Annotated in this window: 19 protein-coding genes, 1 other RNA gene and 2 other annotated features; of the genes, 17 read left to right on the plus strand and 3 right to left on the minus strand. The window is 38.7% G+C overall.

Features of this window, described 5'->3' with window-relative positions:
• Positions 1 to 63 precede the first annotated feature (63 nt).
• The 3 genes from BK585_RS23945 (at position 64) to aspS (ending at position 3,830) form a co-directional block, all read left to right on the plus strand.
• Positions 64 to 240, plus strand: a complete 177-nt coding sequence (locus tag BK585_RS23945) for a hypothetical protein (protein WP_170885496.1) — start codon at positions 64 to 66, stop codon at positions 238 to 240.
• 66 nt (positions 241 to 306) lie between these two features.
• Positions 307 to 530, plus strand: a binding site (T-box leader).
• A 219-nt stretch (positions 531 to 749) separates the two neighbouring features.
• The gene (gene hisS / locus BK585_RS06525) at positions 750 to 2,018 is read left to right on the plus strand and encodes a histidine--tRNA ligase (RefSeq protein ID WP_078552676.1); all 1,269 of its coding nucleotides are present in this window, start codon (positions 750 to 752) and stop codon (positions 2,016 to 2,018) included.
• A 12-nt stretch (positions 2,019 to 2,030) separates the two neighbouring features.
• Positions 2,031 to 3,830, plus strand: coding sequence for an aspartate--tRNA ligase (aspS, locus tag BK585_RS06530; protein WP_078552677.1), 1,800 nt, complete (start codon positions 2,031 to 2,033; stop codon positions 3,828 to 3,830).
• A gap of 85 nt (positions 3,831 to 3,915) precedes the next feature.
• On the opposite strand, the gene BK585_RS06535 is transcribed toward aspS, so the two are convergent.
• On the minus strand, positions 3,916 to 4,167 hold the full coding sequence (locus BK585_RS06535) for a hypothetical protein (protein ID WP_078552678.1): 252 nt from the start codon (positions 4,165 to 4,167) through the stop codon (positions 3,916 to 3,918).
• Positions 4,168 to 4,267: 100 nt separating this feature from the next.
• Positions 4,268 to 4,645, minus strand: coding sequence for a hypothetical protein (locus BK585_RS06540; RefSeq protein ID WP_078552679.1), 378 nt, complete (start codon positions 4,643 to 4,645; stop codon positions 4,268 to 4,270).
• A 55-nt stretch (positions 4,646 to 4,700) separates the two neighbouring features.
• Here BK585_RS06540 and ssrS point away from each other — a divergent pair.
• Together ssrS and BK585_RS06550 are read left to right on the plus strand one after the other, a co-directional pair.
• Positions 4,701 to 4,888: non-coding RNA, 6S RNA (gene ssrS / locus BK585_RS06545), on the plus strand.
• Between the two features lie 328 nt (positions 4,889 to 5,216).
• Positions 5,217 to 5,978, plus strand: a complete 762-nt coding sequence (locus tag BK585_RS06550) for a tRNA threonylcarbamoyladenosine dehydratase (protein WP_078552680.1) — start codon at positions 5,217 to 5,219, stop codon at positions 5,976 to 5,978.
• Between the two features lie 28 nt (positions 5,979 to 6,006).
• Here BK585_RS06550 and BK585_RS06555 read toward each other — a convergent pair whose 3' ends face one another.
• Positions 6,007 to 6,621, minus strand: coding sequence for an RsfA family transcriptional regulator (locus BK585_RS06555; RefSeq protein WP_078552681.1), 615 nt, complete (start codon positions 6,619 to 6,621; stop codon positions 6,007 to 6,009).
• A 200-nt stretch (positions 6,622 to 6,821) separates the two neighbouring features.
• On the opposite strand from BK585_RS06555, the gene BK585_RS06560 reads away from it, so the two are divergent.
• The 12 genes from BK585_RS06560 to alaS all read left to right on the plus strand — a co-directional run bounded on the left by BK585_RS06560 (position 6,822) and on the right by alaS (position 20,444).
• Positions 6,822 to 8,096 carry a replication-associated recombination protein A gene (locus tag BK585_RS06560; RefSeq protein WP_078552682.1) on the plus strand — a complete coding sequence of 425 codons (1,275 nt, stop codon included), beginning with the start codon at positions 6,822 to 6,824 and terminating at the stop codon, positions 8,094 to 8,096.
• Between the two features lie 77 nt (positions 8,097 to 8,173).
• Entirely contained in the window at positions 8,174 to 8,875 is a 702-nt protein-coding gene (locus BK585_RS06565) for a YczE/YyaS/YitT family protein (protein ID WP_472924277.1), read from the plus strand.
• Positions 8,808 to 9,227 (plus strand): cysteine metabolism transcriptional regulator CymR, encoded by a 420-nt coding sequence (gene cymR, locus BK585_RS06570; RefSeq protein ID WP_078552683.1) that lies wholly within the window; start codon positions 8,808 to 8,810, stop codon positions 9,225 to 9,227. The genes BK585_RS06565 and cymR overlap by 68 nt, the downstream gene beginning before the upstream one ends.
• A gap of 22 nt (positions 9,228 to 9,249) precedes the next feature.
• Positions 9,250 to 10,392, plus strand: a complete 1,143-nt coding sequence (locus BK585_RS06575) for a cysteine desulfurase family protein (protein ID WP_078552684.1) — start codon at positions 9,250 to 9,252, stop codon at positions 10,390 to 10,392.
• 18 nt (positions 10,393 to 10,410) lie between these two features.
• The gene (gene mnmA / locus BK585_RS06580; protein WP_078552685.1) at positions 10,411 to 11,529 is read left to right on the plus strand and encodes a tRNA 2-thiouridine(34) synthase MnmA; all 1,119 of its coding nucleotides are present in this window, start codon (positions 10,411 to 10,413) and stop codon (positions 11,527 to 11,529) included.
• A gap of 578 nt (positions 11,530 to 12,107) precedes the next feature.
• A complete protein-coding gene (locus BK585_RS06585; RefSeq protein ID WP_078552686.1) occupies positions 12,108 to 12,770 on the plus strand; it encodes a tetratricopeptide repeat protein in 663 nt (220 codons plus the stop codon).
• A gap of 12 nt (positions 12,771 to 12,782) precedes the next feature.
• A complete protein-coding gene (gene recD2, locus BK585_RS06590) occupies positions 12,783 to 15,068 on the plus strand; it encodes an SF1B family DNA helicase RecD2 (RefSeq protein WP_078552687.1) in 2,286 nt (761 codons plus the stop codon).
• 57 nt (positions 15,069 to 15,125) lie between these two features.
• The gene (locus BK585_RS06595; protein WP_078552688.1) at positions 15,126 to 15,602 is read left to right on the plus strand and encodes a PRC-barrel domain-containing protein; all 477 of its coding nucleotides are present in this window, start codon (positions 15,126 to 15,128) and stop codon (positions 15,600 to 15,602) included.
• A gap of 33 nt (positions 15,603 to 15,635) precedes the next feature.
• A complete protein-coding gene (locus BK585_RS06600; RefSeq protein ID WP_078552689.1) occupies positions 15,636 to 15,827 on the plus strand; it encodes a hypothetical protein in 192 nt (63 codons plus the stop codon).
• Between the two features lie 19 nt (positions 15,828 to 15,846).
• Entirely contained in the window at positions 15,847 to 16,038 is a 192-nt protein-coding gene (locus tag BK585_RS06605) for a hypothetical protein (protein WP_078552690.1), read from the plus strand.
• Positions 16,039 to 16,414: 376 nt separating this feature from the next.
• Positions 16,415 to 17,482 carry an AI-2E family transporter gene (locus BK585_RS06610; RefSeq protein ID WP_078552691.1) on the plus strand — a complete coding sequence of 356 codons (1,068 nt, stop codon included), beginning with the start codon at positions 16,415 to 16,417 and terminating at the stop codon, positions 17,480 to 17,482.
• A gap of 57 nt (positions 17,483 to 17,539) precedes the next feature.
• Positions 17,540 to 17,749 (plus strand) — a binding site (T-box leader).
• A gap of 55 nt (positions 17,750 to 17,804) precedes the next feature.
• The gene (gene alaS, locus BK585_RS06615; RefSeq protein ID WP_078552692.1) at positions 17,805 to 20,444 is read left to right on the plus strand and encodes an alanine--tRNA ligase; all 2,640 of its coding nucleotides are present in this window, start codon (positions 17,805 to 17,807) and stop codon (positions 20,442 to 20,444) included.
• Position 20,445 lies beyond the last annotated feature (1 nt).

Genomic DNA, 20,445 nt, shown 5'->3' on the forward strand with positions numbered 1-20,445 from the left:
GTAAGAAATAGTTAAAAGTTGGATATGCTAGATCTTGACTGTCACAAGAAGGGACGACCACAAATGAGATCTAGCATGAATCACCAACGAAGAATGAATGGCGAAGACGGACTTTTTTCTGTTGATTTTCATGAGTTCGTAGAAAAAGAACAACAACAATCTACTGTTGAACTAGCTGGAGAATTTGGACTATCAGTGCGAGATATAAAAGTATTAAAGAAAAAACTTGAGCGAAACTAATTGATTTCGACAAAAACCATTGACATCATATGATTTCATTCGTATGATTAATAAAAATGTAACTCGATAAAGCTGTAAAGTGGGAAAAGTAATTAAGATAGAAATGGTCAGAGAGAGAGTGCCCTAGGCTGAAAGCGTTCTTCCATGGACCTTAATGAAAAAACACCCAGTAGGCTTTTCTCTGAAAAAATGAGTAGGAGAAAACGTAGACAGGCGTTAACTGTATGAAAGTGGAAGCGAATGAAACAGCTTCAAATAGGGTGGCACCACGGGTAACTCTCGTCCCTGATCGAATAAGATCAAGGATGGGAGTTTTATTTTGTTTCCAAAAGGGTGAATTTATCTTTTGGAAACAAAAGCAGTGAGCCGGAAGCCGCTGCCCGCACTTAAAGGTGGTAGGAGTGCCTTTCTCCTACCACGAGCAGCGAGCGGAGGCAAACTCCAAAAGGGTGAATTTATCTTTTGGAAACAAAAGTACATAATAGATTAAAGTTGTAGGAGGGAAGTTTATGAGTATTCAAATCCCAAGAGGGACACAGGACATTATACCGGGAGATTCTGAGTTATGGCAGTTTATTGAACAAAAAGCACATGACATTTGCCGACGCTATAACTATAAGGAAATCAGAACACCAATATTCGAACAAACCGAATTGTTTGCACGAGGTGTGGGAGATACAACTGATATCGTTCAGAAGGAAATGTATACATTTAAAGACCGTGGCGACCGAAGTTTGACGTTACGACCAGAAGGAACGGCATCTACCGTTCGTGCATTTGTAGGGAATAAACTGTATGGAAATGCGAATCAGCCAACGAAGCTTTATTACATAGGACCAATGTTTCGTTATGAACGACCACAGTCAGGAAGAATGAGACAGTTTGTACAATTTGGAATTGAAGCGTTAGGAAGTGACGACCCAGCTATTGATGCAGAGGTAATTGCATTAGCGATGGAATTTTACCGCGAACTTGGGTTATCAAATGTAAAGTTAGTCATTAACAGTCTAGGTGATAAAGAAAGCCGAAATGCACACAGAGAAGCTCTTATTCAACACTTTAAACCAAGAATTGATGAATTTTGTGCGGACTGTCAACAGCGTCTTGAGAAAAATCCACTACGAATTTTAGACTGTAAAAAGGATAGAGACCATGAATTAATGAGCACAGCTCCATCTATTCTTGATTATTTAAATGAAAATTCACAAGCATATTTTTCAAAAGTAAAGAACTACCTAGCTGACATGGGTATTGCCTACGAGGTTGACCCTGGTCTAGTGCGAGGACTTGATTATTACACAAACACGGCGTTTGAAATTATGCTTGGCGGAGAAGGGTTTGGAGCGATCACAACACTGAGCGGAGGCGGGCGCTATAACGGTCTTGTCGAGGAAATTGGTGGACCGGAAACGCCTGGGATTGGTTTTGCGTTGAGTATTGAGCGCTTGTTAATGGCTCTTCAATCGCAAAATGTTGTGATTCCTGTAAAACAAAGCATCGATTGTTTTGTCATTGCTTTAGGAGATAAAGCAAAAGACAAAGCAGCTTCTTTACTATTTGAACTTAGAAAAGCAGGAATCGTTGCTGATAAAGACTATCTTGATAAAAAAATGAAAGCTCAGTTCAAGACAGCGGACCGCCTACAAGCGAAATACACGGCGGTATTAGGTGATGATGAGCTCGAAGCGAATAAAATCAATGTCAAAGAAATGGAGAGCGGAAACCAAGAGGAAGTAGCGCTATCTGATTTCGTTAATTACATGAAAGCAAAATGCTAAGGAGGAAATAAAATGATCGGAAGAAGTCATCATTGTGGAGAAATCCTTGAAAGTACAATTGGGGAAAAAGTTCAATTAAAAGGGTGGGTGCAAACTCGTCGCGATTTAGGGCAGGTCATTTTTATCGACTTACGAGACCGTTCAGGAATCGTTCAAGTCGTGTTTAACCCTGAGTTTTCTGAAGCAGCACATGCAATTGCTGATAAAGTACGTAGTGAGTATGTTTTAGATATCGTAGGTACTGTAGTGAAACGTGACGAAGAAACGGTGAATGAGAAAATTCCAACAGGAACGGTAGAAGTACAAGCTACTGAAATTACCATCTTAAATAGTGCTAAAGCTCTTCCTTTCCAAATTGAAGGTGGGACTGATGTATCAGAGGATATTCGTCTGAAATACCGTTATTTAGATTTAAGAAGACCTGATATGCAAGAGATTTTTGCGCTACGTCATAGAACAACAAAGCTTATTCGAGATTACTTAGATGAGAATTTATTTTATGAAATTGAAACTCCGATGTTAACAAAAAGTACACCTGAAGGGGCAAGGGATTATCTAGTACCAAGCCGTGTTCATCATGGTGAATTCTATGCATTGCCTCAATCACCACAGTTATTTAAGCAATTATTAATGGTATCCGGATTTGAAAGATACTATCAAATTGTTCGTTGCTTCCGCGATGAGGATTTACGAGCAGACCGTCAACCTGAATTTACACAAGTCGATATCGAAACTTCTTTCATGGATACAGAAGACTTATTGGCAATGACCGAGCAGTTAATGGCTAAAATTATGAAAGAAACAAAAGGCGTGGAGATTTCTCCGTCATTTGAGCGCTTAACCTATGATGATGCAATGAATCGTTACGGGTCAGATAAACCAGATACACGCTTTGGTCTTGAGCTCGTTGAATTAACGGACATCGTTAAAAATTCTCAGTTTAAAGTCTTTACAGGAGCGATTGCCAATGGTGGAATTGTTAAAGGCTTAAACTTAAAAGAGGGTTCATCAAAGCTAACAAGAAAAGAAATTGATGATTTAGCAAAGTTCGTAGCCATTTATGGAGCAAAAGGGTTAGCTTGGTTAAAGGTAGAAGAAAACGAGCTTAAAGGTCCAATTGCTAAATTCTTAAATGAAGAAGAAACGAATAATCTAAAAGAGGCAATGAATGCAGAGCCTGGAGATTTATTATTCTTTGGAGCAGACAAAAAACAAGTGGTCTATGATGCACTTGGAGCCTTGCGTTTAAAATTTGGTAAAGACTTTGACATGATTGACCAAAGTAAATATAACTTCTTATGGGTTGTAGACTTCCCGTTAGTGGAATACGATGAGGAAGCGAAGCGTTATGTTGCTCTTCACCATCCATTTACAAGTCCGAAAGAAGAAGATATGGAGTTGTTAGCTACAGATCCAGGAAAAGTAAGGGCAGAAGCATATGACCTTGTGTTAAATGGGTATGAGCTTGGTGGAGGTTCAAAACGTATTTACCAACGACCTGTTCAAGAAAAAATGTTCTCAGCTCTTGGATTTAGTCCCGAAGAAGCAAAAGAACAATTCGGCTTCTTACTTGAAGCGTTTGAATATGGTACACCTCCACATGGCGGTATTGCCTTAGGTCTTGACCGATTAATTATGTTACTTGCAGGTCGCACAAACTTAAGAGATACGATTGCGTTCCCGAAAACAGCAAGTGCAAGCTGTTTGTTAACAAATGCTCCTGGTGAAGTAAGTCAAGCTCAACTAAAAGAGTTGAACTTAAACATTGAACCGAAAAAAGAAGAAAAAGTAAACGCAAACGCAAACGCATAACATAAAAATGTTTGAGGGGTGAGACAAAGGGTATTTTACCTTTTGTCTCACCCCTCTTTGTTGTTTCCAGCTTTGTACTAAAAAGCTATTCGTCTGTGGTAAATGGTGATCCGGATGATGTGTGTTCGGTTACCCATTCATGAGCTTTGTCAACAAACTCAGGCCAATGAGCCATTTGCACCTTGTATTGTTCCAACCAATCTATGGCATATTGCGGGTCAATGCTATGTTTCCAGCATTCAGATAAAAAAGAAACGATAGAAGATTCATTGCACTTTTGAAAGGTACCACATGTTTCTTTAAAGATTTCATGAATTCGTTCATCGATATTAATCATTGGACACTCTCCTTCTTCAATAGATGATAGGGTATATCGAAAGTATGTCCTAAAACGCAAATTTGAAAAATAAAAAAACTTCCACATGTTGAAGTGGAAGTCACTCAGGTTTGGTCATTTTTAGTTTACGAAACGAATCTAACAGTAAAGTTGGTTTTGATTCAACATATAAGGAAACCACACCATTTGATGTGTGTAAATAAAGAAATCCAATTTTCTTGGTAGCTTGTCTGAAAGACATATCAAACACATTCTTTAGAGGATAGCTCTTTTGTCTAATGGTGACTTTATCTTCAAATAACTCTAGGTTATGTCTGTATTCAACTGTCTTTTTCCCTGTCCACGTTATTTCTTGACTGTATTCTACGCATAATTGAGTGGCAATAGGCTTCACAAAAACCAATCCTTTTTTCTTAGGGTTACCATTACTGTAACATATTAAATAAGGACATTCCAATCGGTGACAATCTTGTGGCATCGCTAATTTCCCTTGTCGAAACCGCTTACAGATGCTATACTAACAATATAGAAATTGAGTCCTAAGGTGTACGTGGGATACTTTACGTTTTGAGCCAACATCATCTTTTCGGGAGCTTTGGTCTTGATTAGGATTGCAAGCCTACCTTTTATTAAGGCATAGGACGCTTGAATAATGAAGCGAGGCACCCACCTGCGAGGGCAGGTTCAAAACCAAGTTCATTACGGCACTTTTGGGGCTCTCCTACATAAGAAAATAAAAATCTAAGGTGATTTTCACTTTAGATTTTTTTGTTGTGTTCAAAGATGTCTTAAAAGCTAATTCGGGAAGGGCGATGGCTTTGCACACTGCGAGTGTTTTAATAAGAAGTACGCTTATTAAAGCACTTTTTCAAAAGAGGGCAGTGGCTTCACTCATCGCAATTAAAAAAAAACGGAGTTGCCGTTTTTTTTTATAGTATGTTTAGAAATGACATAACCTATACTGTTAGTGTGTTTCTTCCTTTTTAATAAAAGCTGTGGTATAGTCTATTCCGGAAGATGTAAATAAAGGGTTTGGAGGAGATTTATTAATGTTGCACCAATTTTCAAGAAATGAATTAGCTATTGGAAAAGATGGTTTACATACATTGAAAAACAGTACAGTTGCGGTATTAGGAATTGGTGGTGTTGGTTCTTTTTCAGCTGAGGCGTTGGCACGTTCCGGAGTGGGACGACTTGTCTTGGTGGATAAAGATGATGTTGATATTACAAATGTAAATCGGCAAATCCATGCATTATTATCGACAGTAGGGCGACAAAAGGTTGAGTTAATGAAAGAACGTATTGCCGATATCAACCCAGAATGTGAAGTGATCGCGTTAAAAATGTTTTATAAAGAAGAAACGTATGAGCAATTTTTCAGCTATGACTTAGATTTTGTCGTTGATGCAAGTGACACGATTTCCTATAAAATTCATTTAATGAAACAATGCTTACAACGAAAAATACCGATTATCTCAAGTATGGGTGTTGCCAATAAATTAGATCCTACGAGATTACGTATTGCTGATATATCTAAGACAAGCTATGACCCGATTGCTAAGGTTATTCGAACGAAACTTCGCAAGGAAGGCATTCATAAAGGCATTAACGTTGTATTTTCGGATGAACAGCCAGTGAAAATCAGAGAAGACATTCGCAAAGAAATCGTACCAGAAGCTGCAGAACATGGTCCCATTCGAAAAGCGAAAATGCCACCATCGTCAAACGCATTTGTCCCTTCTGTCTCAGGGCTCATTATGGCTGGTCATGTCATTACAACATTACTAAAAGATATTGAAATTAATAGGTAAAAAAAATAAAGCAACAGTGACTGTTGCTTTATTTTGCTACTTTTTCTAAGTTCCCGTTTTTATCCATTCTGAATGTTGCCGGTGACGTTGGCTCATCTTCTTGTAAGATTGCCATTCTTCTAGCACGATTCATAATTTGGATTAGTGATTGATAGTCTTCTTCGATGACACGGTGGTCGTTTTGAACTTTAGAAAGTTCATTTTCAAGCTCTTTGTTTTTCGTTAGAAGCTCTAAGTTTTCTTTTAATAACTTTTCATTTTCTCTACGTAACGCATCAGTTCCGCTTGATTCTGTGTTTAATGTCTTTAAATAATCAATAACAGTAGATAATGAAATGGATTGATCCTGATAAACTGGCATACTTTGATAGAACGCTTGATTTGTTTTCTTTGGTGCTGCCACAAATGACATTGAGCGTTTAAGTTCTTTTCTTTCTTTCTTAGCAGCCCTTATATCATTGATGTATTTTTGACGAACTACAGCGTTCCAACGGAAACCACAAGCGGCTGACGTTCGGTGGAGTTCATCTCCCACCTCATCAAAAGCACGTAATTGTGTGCTTCCCTCTTTAATATGTCGTAATACAGTTTCTGCTAATAACACATCATCTTCATGTGACCATGCATCTTGTCTTACTTTCATAGTTTTTCACTCCTCAATTTATTTTTTATCTATAATATTGCCAACAAATCTACGATGTATACGTAGAGTATTTATTTTTGCTAGCTTTCTTTTTTTAATTTAGGTAAGCTTGTAACTAAATAGCTTATTAACTATACTGGACAACTAATTTATTACTAGTTTTCTTTTGAAATGTGTGAAAACAAGTTGGAGTGATATACATGTGGAAAGAAGAACCATTAGCTTATCGGATGAGACCATCTAAGCTATCAGATATTGTAGGACAGGATCACATTGTTGGAGAGGGAAAGCTTTTGACACGAATGATGGTGTCAGACAGATTAAGCTCGATTATTTTATTTGGACCTCCTGGAACCGGAAAAACAACAATTGCTAATGTAATAGCAAAAACGACAAAGCTCCCGTTTCATCAAATTAATGCAGTTTCAGCAGGGAAAAAAGATATGGAGGTCATTGTTGGCCAAGCCAAGTTTGAGGGAACGACGATTTTGTTTGTAGATGAAGTTCATCGTTTTAACAAAGCACAACAGGATTATTTGTTGCCTTACATTGAAAATGGACTACTAATATTAATTGGGGCAACGACAGAAAATCCGTATTTTGAAATTAATCATGCCATCAAATCTAGATGTACTATATTAGAGCTCCATTATCCACACCCTGATGATATAAAAAAAGTACTTCAAAAAGCGTTGGTGGACGAGGAGAATGGTCTTGGAAAAAGCAATGTCACTGTAGAAGAAGCAGGATTAGATTTTTTAGCTACGAGCTGTGGTGGGGATATCCGTTCGGCTTTAAATGCTCTTGAAATTGCCGTCCGTTCATCAAGTGTAAATCAAGAAGAGGAAATCTACATCACTGCTGAAATTTTACAAGAATGTTTACAAAAAAAGAACCTCCATTATGACAAACAAGGGGAACAATACTACAATATTATAAGTGCCTTTCAAAAAAGCTTGCGTGGCTCGGATGTGAATGCAGCCCTTCACTATTTAGCTCGTCTAATTGAAGCTGGGGATTTAAAGGTGATTTGTCGAAGATTATTAGTGACTGCTTGGGAAGATGTAGGGTTGGCGAATAGCAATGTAGCTCAAACCGTATTAGCCGCTATTGATTCAGCAGAACGATTGGGATTGCCTGAAGCTAGAATACCGTTAGCAGTAGCTGTTACGGAAGTTTGCCTATCACCAAAATCCAATACAGCTTATAAGGCGTTGGATAGTGCGTTATCTGATTTACAGCAATCGACCATTGGAGATGTCCCAGACCATTTGAAGGATGCTCATTATAAGGGCGCCAAAGAGCTTGGCAGAGGAATTGAGTATAAATATCCACATGACCATGGAGGATGGGTCAAGCAACAATACTTACCTGATAATCTTAAAGATAAAAAATACTATGTACCTAAAGAATCAGGAAAAGAAAAGAGATTATCAGAGTTTTATACAAAAATTGAACAATTAAAGGGACAGTAAAAAGGTTCACTACTGCCATTTTTTTCATGCTATAATAACAACAGACATTTAAATAGTAGGAGAAATCTATATTGAACATTCATTTAAGTAGAAATCAGACCAAGCACATCGTTTTACGTTGGTTAATCTTTATGGTCGGTTTAGTCATCATGTCATTTGGAATAGCACTCATGATTACCGCGCAATTAGGAAGCGCTCCTTGGGATGTTTTTCATATCGGATTAACTCTCCAATTCGGGTTAACGATCGGGTCATGGACGATTCTTTCAGGCTTTTGTATCATTTTAGTAACGATGATACTAACGAAGCAAAAACCCAAACTAGGTGCTTTTATTAACATGGGAGTCGTTGGTATCTTTATAGACATTTTTTTATACTTTTTAAATACGCCTTCGTTGTTTATAGTAAAACTCGTCATGTTATTAGCTGGGATTATCATTATCGGTTACGGGATGGGGATATACATTGCTCCTAATTGCGGAGCGGGACCAAGAGATAGCTTGATGCTTGTGTTGACAGAACGCTCAGGCTGGAAGGTACAGTGGGTTCGTGGTGGCATGGAAGTAATTGTACTGACGGTTGGTTTTTTATTAGGAGGCCCCGTTTTTATAGGAACGCTTATTTTTTGTGTAGGAATAGGAACAGTGGTTGGGATAACCTTGCCACAGTGCAAAAAACTCATAGATCATTTATTAGAAGGAGCGAATACAGATGAAAATTTCGACAAAAGGGCGTTACGGTCTTACGATCATGATGGCATTAGCAAAGAAGTCAGGTGAAGGGCCTGTCTCTTTAAAATCGATTGCCAAGGAACATGATTTATCAGAACATTATTTAGAGCAGCTTATCGCTCCACTTCGTAATGCGAGCTTAGTAAAAAGCGTAAGAGGAGCATATGGTGGTTATATGTTAGCAAAAGAAGCAACGGAGATTACGGCTGGTGATATTATTCGTGTATTAGAAGGTCCAATAAGTCCTGTAGAAGTTATGGATGATGAAGAACCAGCAAAACGAGATTTATGGATTAAAATCCGCGATGCTGTCAAAAATGTATTAGACAGTACAACATTAGATGATTTAGCAAACTATGAAGATAACGGTGAACAAGAATATTACATGTTTTATATATAAAGCAAAAAGATAGGTGAATCAAGTGGAAGAAATATATGTTGATCATGCAGCAACTTCACCTGTGCATCCCCTTGTTGTTGAAGCGATGGTTCCGTATTTTACGGAGGTTTTCGGTAATCCATCGAGCATCCATCGCTTCGGAAGAAAAAGTAGACAAGCTCTTGATCTGGCTAGAAGAACATTGGCCCGTTCGATCGGTGCAAGCGTGGACGAAATTATTTTTACAAGTGGAGGAACAGAAGCTGATAATTTAGCGATTATCGGTTATGCGACTCGTCATCAAGATAAAGGGAAACATATTATTACATCATCAATTGAACATCATGCCGTTCTCCATTCGTGCAAAGCCCTTGAAAATTCAGGGTTTGAGGTGACTTATTTACCAGTGGATGAAACAGGTATGGTGTCTTTAGACGATCTAAAGAATACGGTGCGAGAGGATACCATTCTAGTATCAATTATGTTTGGAAATAATGAGATAGGAACCATCCAGCCGATTGCAGAAATTGGGGAATTCCTTCGTGGAAAAGAGACAGTTTTTCATACAGATGCGGTTCAGGCCTATGGGATCGAAACGATAAACGTGGCAGAATTGGGTGTGGATTTTCTTTCGGTATCCTCTCATAAAATCAATGGGCCAAAAGGTGTAGGCTTTCTCTATGCCAAAAAAGGACTAGTAATGACACCTCATTCTTATGGCGGCGAACAAGAGCGCAAGAGAAGAGCGGGTACGGAAAATGTGGCGGGTGTTGTTGGTTTTGGCAAGGCTTCAGAGTTGGCGTTTGAAACCATTGACGAAAGGAAAATAATGTATCAACAGTTTCAAGCGCAAATGCTTGAGATTTTTGATAATGAGGGTGTAGATTATAGTAGAAACGGTTCAGCAACATCCTGTTTGCCGCATATTTTGAATGTTAGTTTTCCAGGTGTAAGTATTGAAGCACTACTGGTAAATCTTGATATGGTTGGAATAGCAGCATCAAGTGGTTCGGCTTGTACAGCAGGTTCTATCCAAACCTCTCACGTATTAGAAGCAACTTGTGGTGATAGTGAACGAAGTCTGTCAGCTATCCGTTTTAGCTTTGGATATGGAAATACAGTAGACCAAGTAAAAAAAGTAGCAATAGAGACAGCAAATATTGTTCGGAGACTTCGAACGGTGTAATAGAACGGTGGTGAAAAAATGAGTAATCAAGTAAAAAGTCCTGAAAACACACGTGTGGTAGTAGGAATGAGCGGTGGAGTGGATTCTTCGGTTACCGCTTATTTACTTAAAGAACAAGGGTATGATGTCATCGGCATCTTTATGAAAAACTGGGATGACACAGATGAAAACGGATTTTGTACGGCAACAGAGGATTATGAAGATGTAATCCAAGTTTGTAATCAAATCGGCATCCCGTACTATGCCGTTAATTTCGAGAAGCAATACTGGGAAAAGGTGTTTACTTATTTCTTAGACGAATACCGTGGAGGTCGGACACCAAACCCTGATGTCATGTGTAATAAAGAAATAAAGTTTAAGGCCTTTTTGCAACATGCCCTTGCTTTAGGAGCTGACTATGTTGCAACAGGTCATTACGCTCGAGTTGAACTTCGGGACGGCGAATATCAGTTGATCCGTGGCATTGATGAAAGCAAGGACCAGACCTATTTTTTGAATGCACTTAGTCAAGAACAGTTATCGAAGGTTATGTTTCCTATAGGGCATTTGCCGAAAAAAGAGGTTAGACGAATTGCTGAGGAAGCCGATTTGGCTACGGCTAAGAAAAAAGATAGTACGGGGATTTGTTTTATTGGAGAGCGAAATTTCAAGGAGTTTCTCAGCTCTTATTTACCTGCACAACCTGGTCCAATGCTCACACTAGATGGTGGGAAAAAAGGGGAGCACGACGGCTTAATGTACTATACGTTAGGGCAACGACACGGCTTGGGAATTGGCGGGTCTGGTGAACCATGGTTTGTTATCGCTAAGGATCTTGAAAAAAATATCCTATATGTCGGACAGGGATATCATCACCCAGGGTTATATTCAGATGCACTAACTGCAATTAAACCAAATTGGATTTCAGAGAAGGTCGACGTTTCAGAACCTTTTCACTGTACTGCAAAATTCAGGTATCGTCAGCCTGACCAAGGGGTTACCGTAACTATAGTTGATGAACATACAGTGAAAGTTACCTTCGATGAACGCCAAAGAGCCATCACACCTGGGCAAGCTGTTGTATTTTATGATGGCGATGTTTGTCTAGGCGGAGCAACGATTGACCAAGTGATTGTCTATGAAGAACATAAAGTATAATTTGTGAGCTTGTCGTTTCCTTTTAATTTAAAGGGTACGACAAGCTTTTTTAGACGAATGAGTTGAAAAGGAAGGAAATCGTGTAAGAAAATCAAATGCGAACACGAAATAGAGGAGGATGGAGCAAAACGTGTACGCAAATCAAAATGCGAACACGAAATAGAGGAGGATGAAGCAAAACGTGTACGCAAATCAAAAGCGAACACGAAATAGAGGAGGATGAAGCAAAACGTGTACGCAAATCAAAATGCGAACACGAAATAGAGGAGGATGAAGCAAAACGTGTACACAAACTAAAATAAGTACCTCCTCATTCTTTTGGTTGCCCTTTCCTCCTCAAGAGAAAGCCGCCTATCGCACAGGCTATAAAAAAAATATGAATCAAAAGGGTAAAAAGCGCCCTTTTGAAGGCCTGGAAATCGGCTTGCACGTCAGGAGGAAAAGCACCTCCCTCCTCAAGAGAAAGCCGCCTATCGCACAGGCTATAAAAAAATATGAATCAAAAGGGTAAAAAGCGCCCTTTTGATTCATATTTTTTTTGTTATACTATAGTCAGTAGGTTGAGGAAGGGGAGTTTTATGGGTAGTAAGGTTCAGCAAGGGATAGATGCGATGAGGCGTGGGGAGATGGATTTGGCTTTTCGTTTGTTTAATGAGGCGATTGAAGAGAATCCTCAGGACCCTTTGGCCTACATTAACCTTGGTAATTTATTAATGTCATCAAATGATATGGAAAAGGCAATTGTGTTTTTTGAGAGAGCGATTGAGCTAGATGATTCGGCGGGTGCTGCCTTTTATAGTGCAGGTACTGCTTTTTATAAATTGGACAAGTATGAAGAGGCTTCTACATTATTTAAAGGAGCTATTGACCGAAAACTTGATGACGGTGATAGTCATTTTATGTTGGGAATGTGCTTATACCAACTTGGCAAACTAGGATATGCACTTGTACATCTTCAACGAGCTGTTGAATTAAATGAAAAAGACCTGGATGCTCGTTTTCAATATGGACTATGTTTAGCTCAAGTTCATCAAATAGACGAGGCAATGAAGCAATTTCAAAAAGTTCTTGAACAGGCTCCTGAGCATACAGATGCCTTATTTAACTTAGGTGTTGCTTATTCGGTTAAAGAAGAAAATGAACTAGCGTTAGCAGCTTTTTCACGAGCGGTCGAGATACAACCTGACCATCTATTGGCTGGTTATGGAAAGAAAAACATGATGGAACGGCTACAAAAGTAAGGGGCGGGGAATATGATAGAAGAAATACCTGTTCAAGCGGATTCAGTCGCTTATATTAAAGGTGAAGTGAATCATATTATTTTTCATAATCCTGAAAATTTTTATACTGTAGCAAGTCTACACGTTATCCAGTCATCCGAGGAGCTTCCTGAGAAATCCATTACGATTGTAGGTCTTTTACCCACGCTGGAACCTCATGAAGTCTATCTGTTTGAAGGGGTTTTACATGATCATCGTCGATTTGGATTACAGTTTCAGGTACATACGTTTCAACGAGATATACCGAGAACCATGCAAGGCATCATCCATTTTTTATCAAGTGACCGCTTTCCTGGGATTGGAAAAAAAACAGCAGCTCAAGTAGTAAAAACGTTAGGCGAAAATGCAATTCAACAAATCCTGGCGGATCGTCGTGTTTTAGAAGAAGTGCCAAAGCTTCCTGCTGAAAAGGCAGACCAGTTGTATTCTAGTCTTATGGAATACCAGGGCATTGAGCAGTTGATAACCGAGCTCGCCAAACATGGATTTGGCGTGGAATTGACGATGAAGATATATCAAACATTTAAAGATGAAGCGTTAGAAATTATCCGTACGAATCCATATAAATTAATCCACCATATAGAAGGAATTGGATTTAAACGAGCTGATTTATTAGGAGAAGCCATCGGATTATCTGGAAATCATCCAGAACGGATTCAAGCTGGTTGCTTATTTTCTCTTCATGAAATATGCATGCAGGAAGGTCATGTATTCCTATATAAAGAAGACCTTTGTAGAGAAGTTATTTCTTTATTATCTGCCGGATCCGAACAGATAACAAAAGATGAAGTAGAGACGGAGATTCTTCATTTAGATGAGGAAGACAAAATTATGATTGATGGAGATGCAGTTTATTTGGCGTCATTGTATTTCGCTGAAAAAGGAATCGTAACAAGCATTAATCGAATCATAAAAAACAAAGAAAAAATGGATGATTATCCAGAATCGGAATTCTTAAAAGCATTAGGTGCGCTTGAAGAAAAACTTAATATTGAATATGCACCAACTCAAAAAGAAGCGATTCAAACTGCCATTTCATCTCCATTTATGATTTTAACGGGTGGTCCAGGTACAGGGAAAACAACAGTTATCAAAGGGATTGTGGAAGTGTTTGCTGCGCTACATGGACATTCATTAGAACCAACGGACTATAAGCGTGATGAACCATTTCCTGTTCTCTTAGTTGCTCCAACTGGTCGAGCAGCGAAACGAATGGGGGAAGCAACTGGACTTCCAGCCACTACAATTCACCGGTTGTTAGGATGGAAGGGTGGAAATGGGGGCTTTGAAAAGGATGAAGACCAACAACTTGAAGGCTCTCTGCTTATTGTAGATGAAGTTTCGATGGTTGACATTTGGTTAGCGAATCAATTGTTTAAGTCAATTCCCAATACAATGCAGGTGTTATTAGTGGGAGACCAAGACCAATTACCATCTGTTGGTCCAGGACAGGTGTTACGTGATTTTCTCGACTCATCAGTTATCCCAACGATAGCTTTAACTGAAATTTATCGACAAGCGCAAGGGTCATCGATAATTAAATTAGCGCATGCGATAAATAGAGGTGAAGTACCTGAAGATTTAAAAACACCTCAACCAGACAGGAGCTTTTTTCCTTGTTCGCAAATGCAAGTCCAAGAAGTGATTGAAAAGGTTTGTTCAAATGCAATTCAAAAAGGGTATTCCGCTAAAGATATCCAAGTGTTAGCCCCAATGTATCGTGGAACGGCTGGAATTGAGCAATTAAATGAAAGGCTACAACACTTGTTTAATCCTAAAGTGGAAGGCAAGCGAGAACTGTTATTTGGGGATGGCGCTTTTCGAACGGGTGATATGGTACTACAATTAGTTAATAATCCCGAGGAACAGGTATACAACGGGGACCGAGGAGAGATTGTTTCCATTTTTTATGCCAAAGAAAATACAGAAAAGAAAGACCAACTGGTTGTTTCATTTGATGGCATCGAAGTCGTCTATGAAAAAAAAGATTTTAATCAATTGACTCATGCCTATTGTACATCAATTCATAAGGCACAAGGGAGTGAGTTTCCAATCGTTATTCTCCCAGTTGTAATGGGATATCATCGAATGCTACGGAGAAACTTAATATATACAGGAATTACCCGAGCGAAAAAATTCTTGATTTTATGTGGAGAAATGAGTGCATGGCAAAGGGCAACTGAGCATCAAGGGGATGAATTAAGAAACTCAAGTCTTGCTAATAAGTTAAAACAAACAGTTATGGAAACAGCAGACTAACATAATCAATCGTTCTTTCACACAACCTATAAATGTTCTGGAAGGTGGCGATACACTTTGCGGACATTTTCATCCATTTGCGGGAGACCTATTTATGAAATTGAAACTGGAGAAGAGCTAGGCATTGTCGAAGATCTGTTTATCAATAAGCATGGACAAGTGACTGGGCTGCAGTTAGATATAAAAGCATGGTTGCAGCGTGACCGATTTGTTCCTTTATCTGCAATTACTGAAATTGGTGCGGATGGTGTGTTTATCTCGAACCGTAAACAACTACGTTCCTTGGATAAGCATCATATGTCAGGTTTCACTTTGAAACAAGGAAAAAAACGCCTTGCGGGAATGCCATTATTAACGGCCGAGGGAGAAAAACTTGGTTTAGTTGAAGATGTATATTTTATGGAAGAATTGGGCACCATCATAGGGTATGAAGTGACAGAAGGTTTACTAGCTGATTTAAAAGAAGGGAAACGAGTAGTGAAAATTACAGAGCCCCTTCTCTATGGGAAAGATATTTTAATGATGAAAAAGTAAATGGCGTTAGTGAAAAGACCGTAAGGAGGACCTATGATGCAATGCCCAAATTGTAGTTGTAAGGATATCGGGAAAATTGGGACAAACCAGTATTATTGTTGGAATTGCTTCGTTGAAATGACGATTACGAAAGGCAAGCTTTCTCTCCATCAAGTTGAAGAAGATGGCTCCCTAAGCTCATTAGATGATTTGTTTGAGGATCAGGATTTAACTGTTGAAATGTAGATGAAATGAGGTGTTTGTAATGCGCAAATTCATCGCATCAATCGTTGCAGTTGGAGTAACGGCAGCAGCATATCGTATGTCCAATCGTAAAACTCAAAAGAAGATGGATAACATGTTAAAGCCTTTAAGAAACATCGATATACAAGCATTTATGCCTGAGCGTTCCACGATGAAACGAATGAGAAAACAATTTACAAAAACATTTGCTTAACTAAAAGGCCTGTTATGAGAAAAACTCATAGCAGGTTTTTTTTTGAAAAAAGGTTGATTATTGTAATCTATAAAATTTAGCAAGTTCATAGAAGCATGCAGGATAACTCAGGAAGAACACTGGCTTCGCTCGCTACGCGTAAAACAAAAGAACCTCACATTGCATCAAAAAACGCTCTTAGATGTCTTGAAAGCTAATTCAGGAAGTGCGATGGCTTCGCTCACTGCGCGTACTTTATTAAGAAGTACACTTAATAAAGCACTTTTTAAAAGAGGGCAGTGGCTTCGTGCATCGCAATTAAGAAAGACGGCTTTGCCGTTTTTCTTATATTTTTCCTTTGATTGCACAACATATGGTTAGAGAGGAGGAACATACAATGGAAAAAACTTCGAATACTCAATGGTTAGTACGAGCAACAATATTGTTAGTGGTCCTCTTATGTTTATATTTGGTGATGAAGCTTTCTCCCATGTGGCTACCTATTCTTAACGTGTTTGTGAGGGTGCTTATCCCTTTTTTGATTGCTGGTTTAATTACGTATTTACTTCATCCGATTATTGAAAAATCGCATGCAACTGGAATTCCTCGTCCAATTGCTGTTTTATTGATTTATTTTTTATTTTTCGGGGGGATTATTTATGCGATTTATAAAGGAACACCTTACATTATTAATCAACTAAAAGAATTAATTGAAAATTTACCTGTTTATATCAACGAGGTCCACGGCTGGTTCACGATGTTCTCAAGTCAACTGGCTATTTTACCACAGGGTATGCAAGTACAGGTAGAAGAGTGGTTTCAAGGGTTAGAAGGAGGAGTAGAACAAGTATTTGAAAGTATTGTAGTGTTTTTAAAAGGACTTTTAAGTTCTTTTATATACTTTATTATCATTCCTTTTTTAGTTTTTTATTTACTGAAAGATTTTAAATTGATTGAAAAAGTAGCCTGGTATTTGACACCAAAAAGATGGAGAAAAGAAGGAATTGCATTTATAAGAGATGTTGACCATTCTTTCGGTAACTACATTCGTGGTCAAATCCTCGTTTCTTTAAGTGTTGGAATTTTAGCGACTATCGGGTTGTGGATTATTGGTATGCCTTATCCTATTTTGTTGGGAATGTTTATTGGGATGATGGACATTATTCCGTATTTTGGTGCATTTATGGGTGCCGTTCCTGCCGTGTTAGTGGCGGCTCTTCAGTCGTGGAACATGGTTTTACTGACAGTGCTCGTTATCTTTGTGTTACAACAAGTTGAGGGGAATATATTATCACCTGTCATTGTCGGAAAAACTTTGCATATGCATCCTGTATTAATTATGCTTGCCTTAATCGTCGGAATCGAAATTGGTGGTATTTTAGGCTTAGTGTTAGCGGTACCTACTTTGGCTATTGTCAAAGTCGTTTTACTTCATTTACGGACAAATCTTCATAATGAGCTCTAGTCATTGGCTTGACATCCGATTCCGCCATTTTTATAATAGAAAATGGATATTAACTATGACAATACGATGAGGGAATAAGTAGGTTGAATACCCCACATAGAAGAGAATTGCTTCCTTGGCTGAAAGAAGCATGATGTGAAGGGCAACTGAAAGCTAATCCTGAGTGCAGCTAAAACCTGCCGTTAACTACGTTACAGTTCTTGAGTGATGAATACATTGTATTCATAACTAGGGTGGTACCGCGTGATGTGAAATCTCGTCCCTGTTATAGGAGACGAGTTTTTTTTTATGCATGAAACTAAATAGTGGGAGGAAAAAGATTGTGAGTAAATTATCATCGGCAGAAGTTCGCCAAATGTTTTTAGACTTTTTTAAAGAGAAAGGACATGATATTGAGCCAAGTGCTTCTTTGGTTCCGGTTGAGGATCCGACATTATTATGGATAAACAGTGGTGTCGCCACATTGAAAAAATATTTTGATGGCCGTGTCATTCCTGATAATCCAAGAATTACGAATGCGCAAAAATCGATTCGTACGAATGATATTGAGAATGTAGGTAAAACAGCTCGGCATCACACGTTTTTCGAAATGCTAGGAAACTTTTCAATAGGAGATTACTTTAAAGAAGAATCCATTGATTGGGCTTGGGAGTTTTTAACGAGTAAAAAATGGATTGGCTTTGACCCTGAAAAACTTTCTGTTACTATCCACCCTGAGGATCATGAAGCATTTGCCTATTGGAATGAGAAAATAGGTGTACCAGATGAAAGAATTATCCGTCTTGAAGGGAACTTCTGGGATATTGGTGAAGGACCAAGTGGCCCTAATACTGAAATTTTCTATGATCGTGGACCTGAATATGGTGCTGACCCAAATGACCCTGAATTATACCCAGGTGGAGAAAATGACCGCTATTTAGAAGTCTGGAATCTTGTGTTTTCTCAGTTTAATCATAATCCTGATGGTACATATACTCCTTTACCAAAGAAAAACATTGATACTGGCATGGGACTTGAGCGAATGGTGTCAATCATTCAAGATGTCCCAACCAATTTTGATACGGATTTATTTATGCCTATAATTGAGGCAACGGAAAAGTTAACTTCAGTAAAATATGGTTCCGATAAAGACATTGATGTTAGTTTTAAAGTGATAGCAGACCATATCCGTACCGTTACATTTGCAATAGGAGACGGAGCCCTACCTTCAAATGAAGGAAGAGGCTATGTACTCAGACGCTTACTTCGTCGTGCAGTAAGATATGCAAAATTAATAGGGATAGAGCGTCCATTTATGTATGAACTAGTTCCAGTTGTTGGAGCCATTATGGTTGATTTTTATCCTGAAGTGAAGGATAAAACAGAGTTCATTCAAAAAGTTATTAAAAATGAAGAGGAACGCTTCCATGAAACGCTTCATGAGGGACTCGCGATTCTCTCAAAAATTATAAAAGATACAGAAGCAAGGAAGGAAACTGTCATCTCTGGGCAAGATGTCTTCCGTTTATATGACACATATGGTTTTCCAATTGACTTAACTGAGGAATATGCAGAAGAGAAAGGGTTAACGATTGACCGAGCAGGTTTTGAAAAAGAAATGGAAGGACAACGAGAGCGTGCACGAGCAGCCCAACAAAAAACAGATTCGATGCAAATCCAAGACCAACTGTTAAGTGAGATAAAAGTTGCAAGTACATTTGTCGGTTATGACCGCCTTGAAACCAACGCCATTGTTGAGGCAATCATTCATGAAAAGGAACTTGTTGATTTTGCTGGAGTCGACCAAGAGGTAAAAGTCGTGCTTAATGAAACACCGTTTTATGCTGAAAGTGGTGGACAAATTGCTGATAAAGGTACTTTAGTTGGTGATGGTGTGAAAGCACATGTCATCAATGTTCAAAAGGCACCAAATGGCCAAAATCTTCACACTGTAAAAATTGTTCAAGGCACATTAAAGCAGGGTATTAAGCTATTAGCTACAGTGGAAGAAACAAGTCGTCATGGCGTAATTAAAAACCATACAGCCACTCACCTTTTACATCGAGCCTTAAAAGATGTATTAGGAGAACATGTAAACCAAGCCGGTTCACTTGTAACGGAAGAGCGATTACGCTTTGACTTCTCACACTTTGGTCAAATTACCCCTGAAGAATTAGCTACCATTGAACAAATCGTGAATCAGAAGATTTGGGATGCTATTTCTGTTAATATTGAGTCGAAAAAAATTGATGAGGCTAAAGCAATGGGAGCTATGGCTTTGTTCGGCGAGAAATATGGCGATGTTGTTCGTGTCGTTCAAGTTGGCCAATATAGTATTGAGTTATGCGGAGGATGCCATGTTCGCAACACCGCTGAAATCGGATTGTTTAAAATTGCATCTGAGTCAGGTATAGGTGCTGGTGTTAGACGTATTGAAGCTGTGACAGGTAAAGGTGCTTATCAATTTATGAATGATAAGCTAGAACTGTTACAAGATGCGGCAGAAGGCTTAAAAGCAAAAAATGTGAATGATGTTCCTGCACGTATTTCTGGCTTACAACAACAAATTAGAGAATTACAGCGAGAAAATGAATCTTTATCCGCTAAATTGGGTAATATGGAAGCAGGGAATTTAGTCAATGAAGTGAAAACGTTAAACGGAGTCCAAGTGTTAGTAAAACAAGTCCAAGGTGCTGATATGGATGGATTACGTTCGATTGTAGATACCATTAAAGGGAAAATTGGTTCTGGAATCATCGTTCTTGGCTCTGCGACTAATGGAAAAGTCAATTTAGTAGCAGGTGTCTCTAAAGACTTAATTGATAAAGGTTTCCATGCGGGTAAGCTAGTGAAAGAAGTTGCTTCAAGATGCGGCGGTGGAGGTGGCGGTCGCCCTGATATGGCGCAAGCTGGAGGAAAAAATCCTGAAAAACTTGACGAAGCATTACAATTTGTAAGAGAATATGTCGATTCAATTTCCTAAA

The organism is Bacillus alkalicellulosilyticus (assembly GCF_002019795.1).
GTDB classification, from domain to species: Bacteria; Bacillota; Bacilli; order Bacillales; family Bacillaceae_F; genus Bacillus_AO; species Bacillus_AO alkalicellulosilyticum.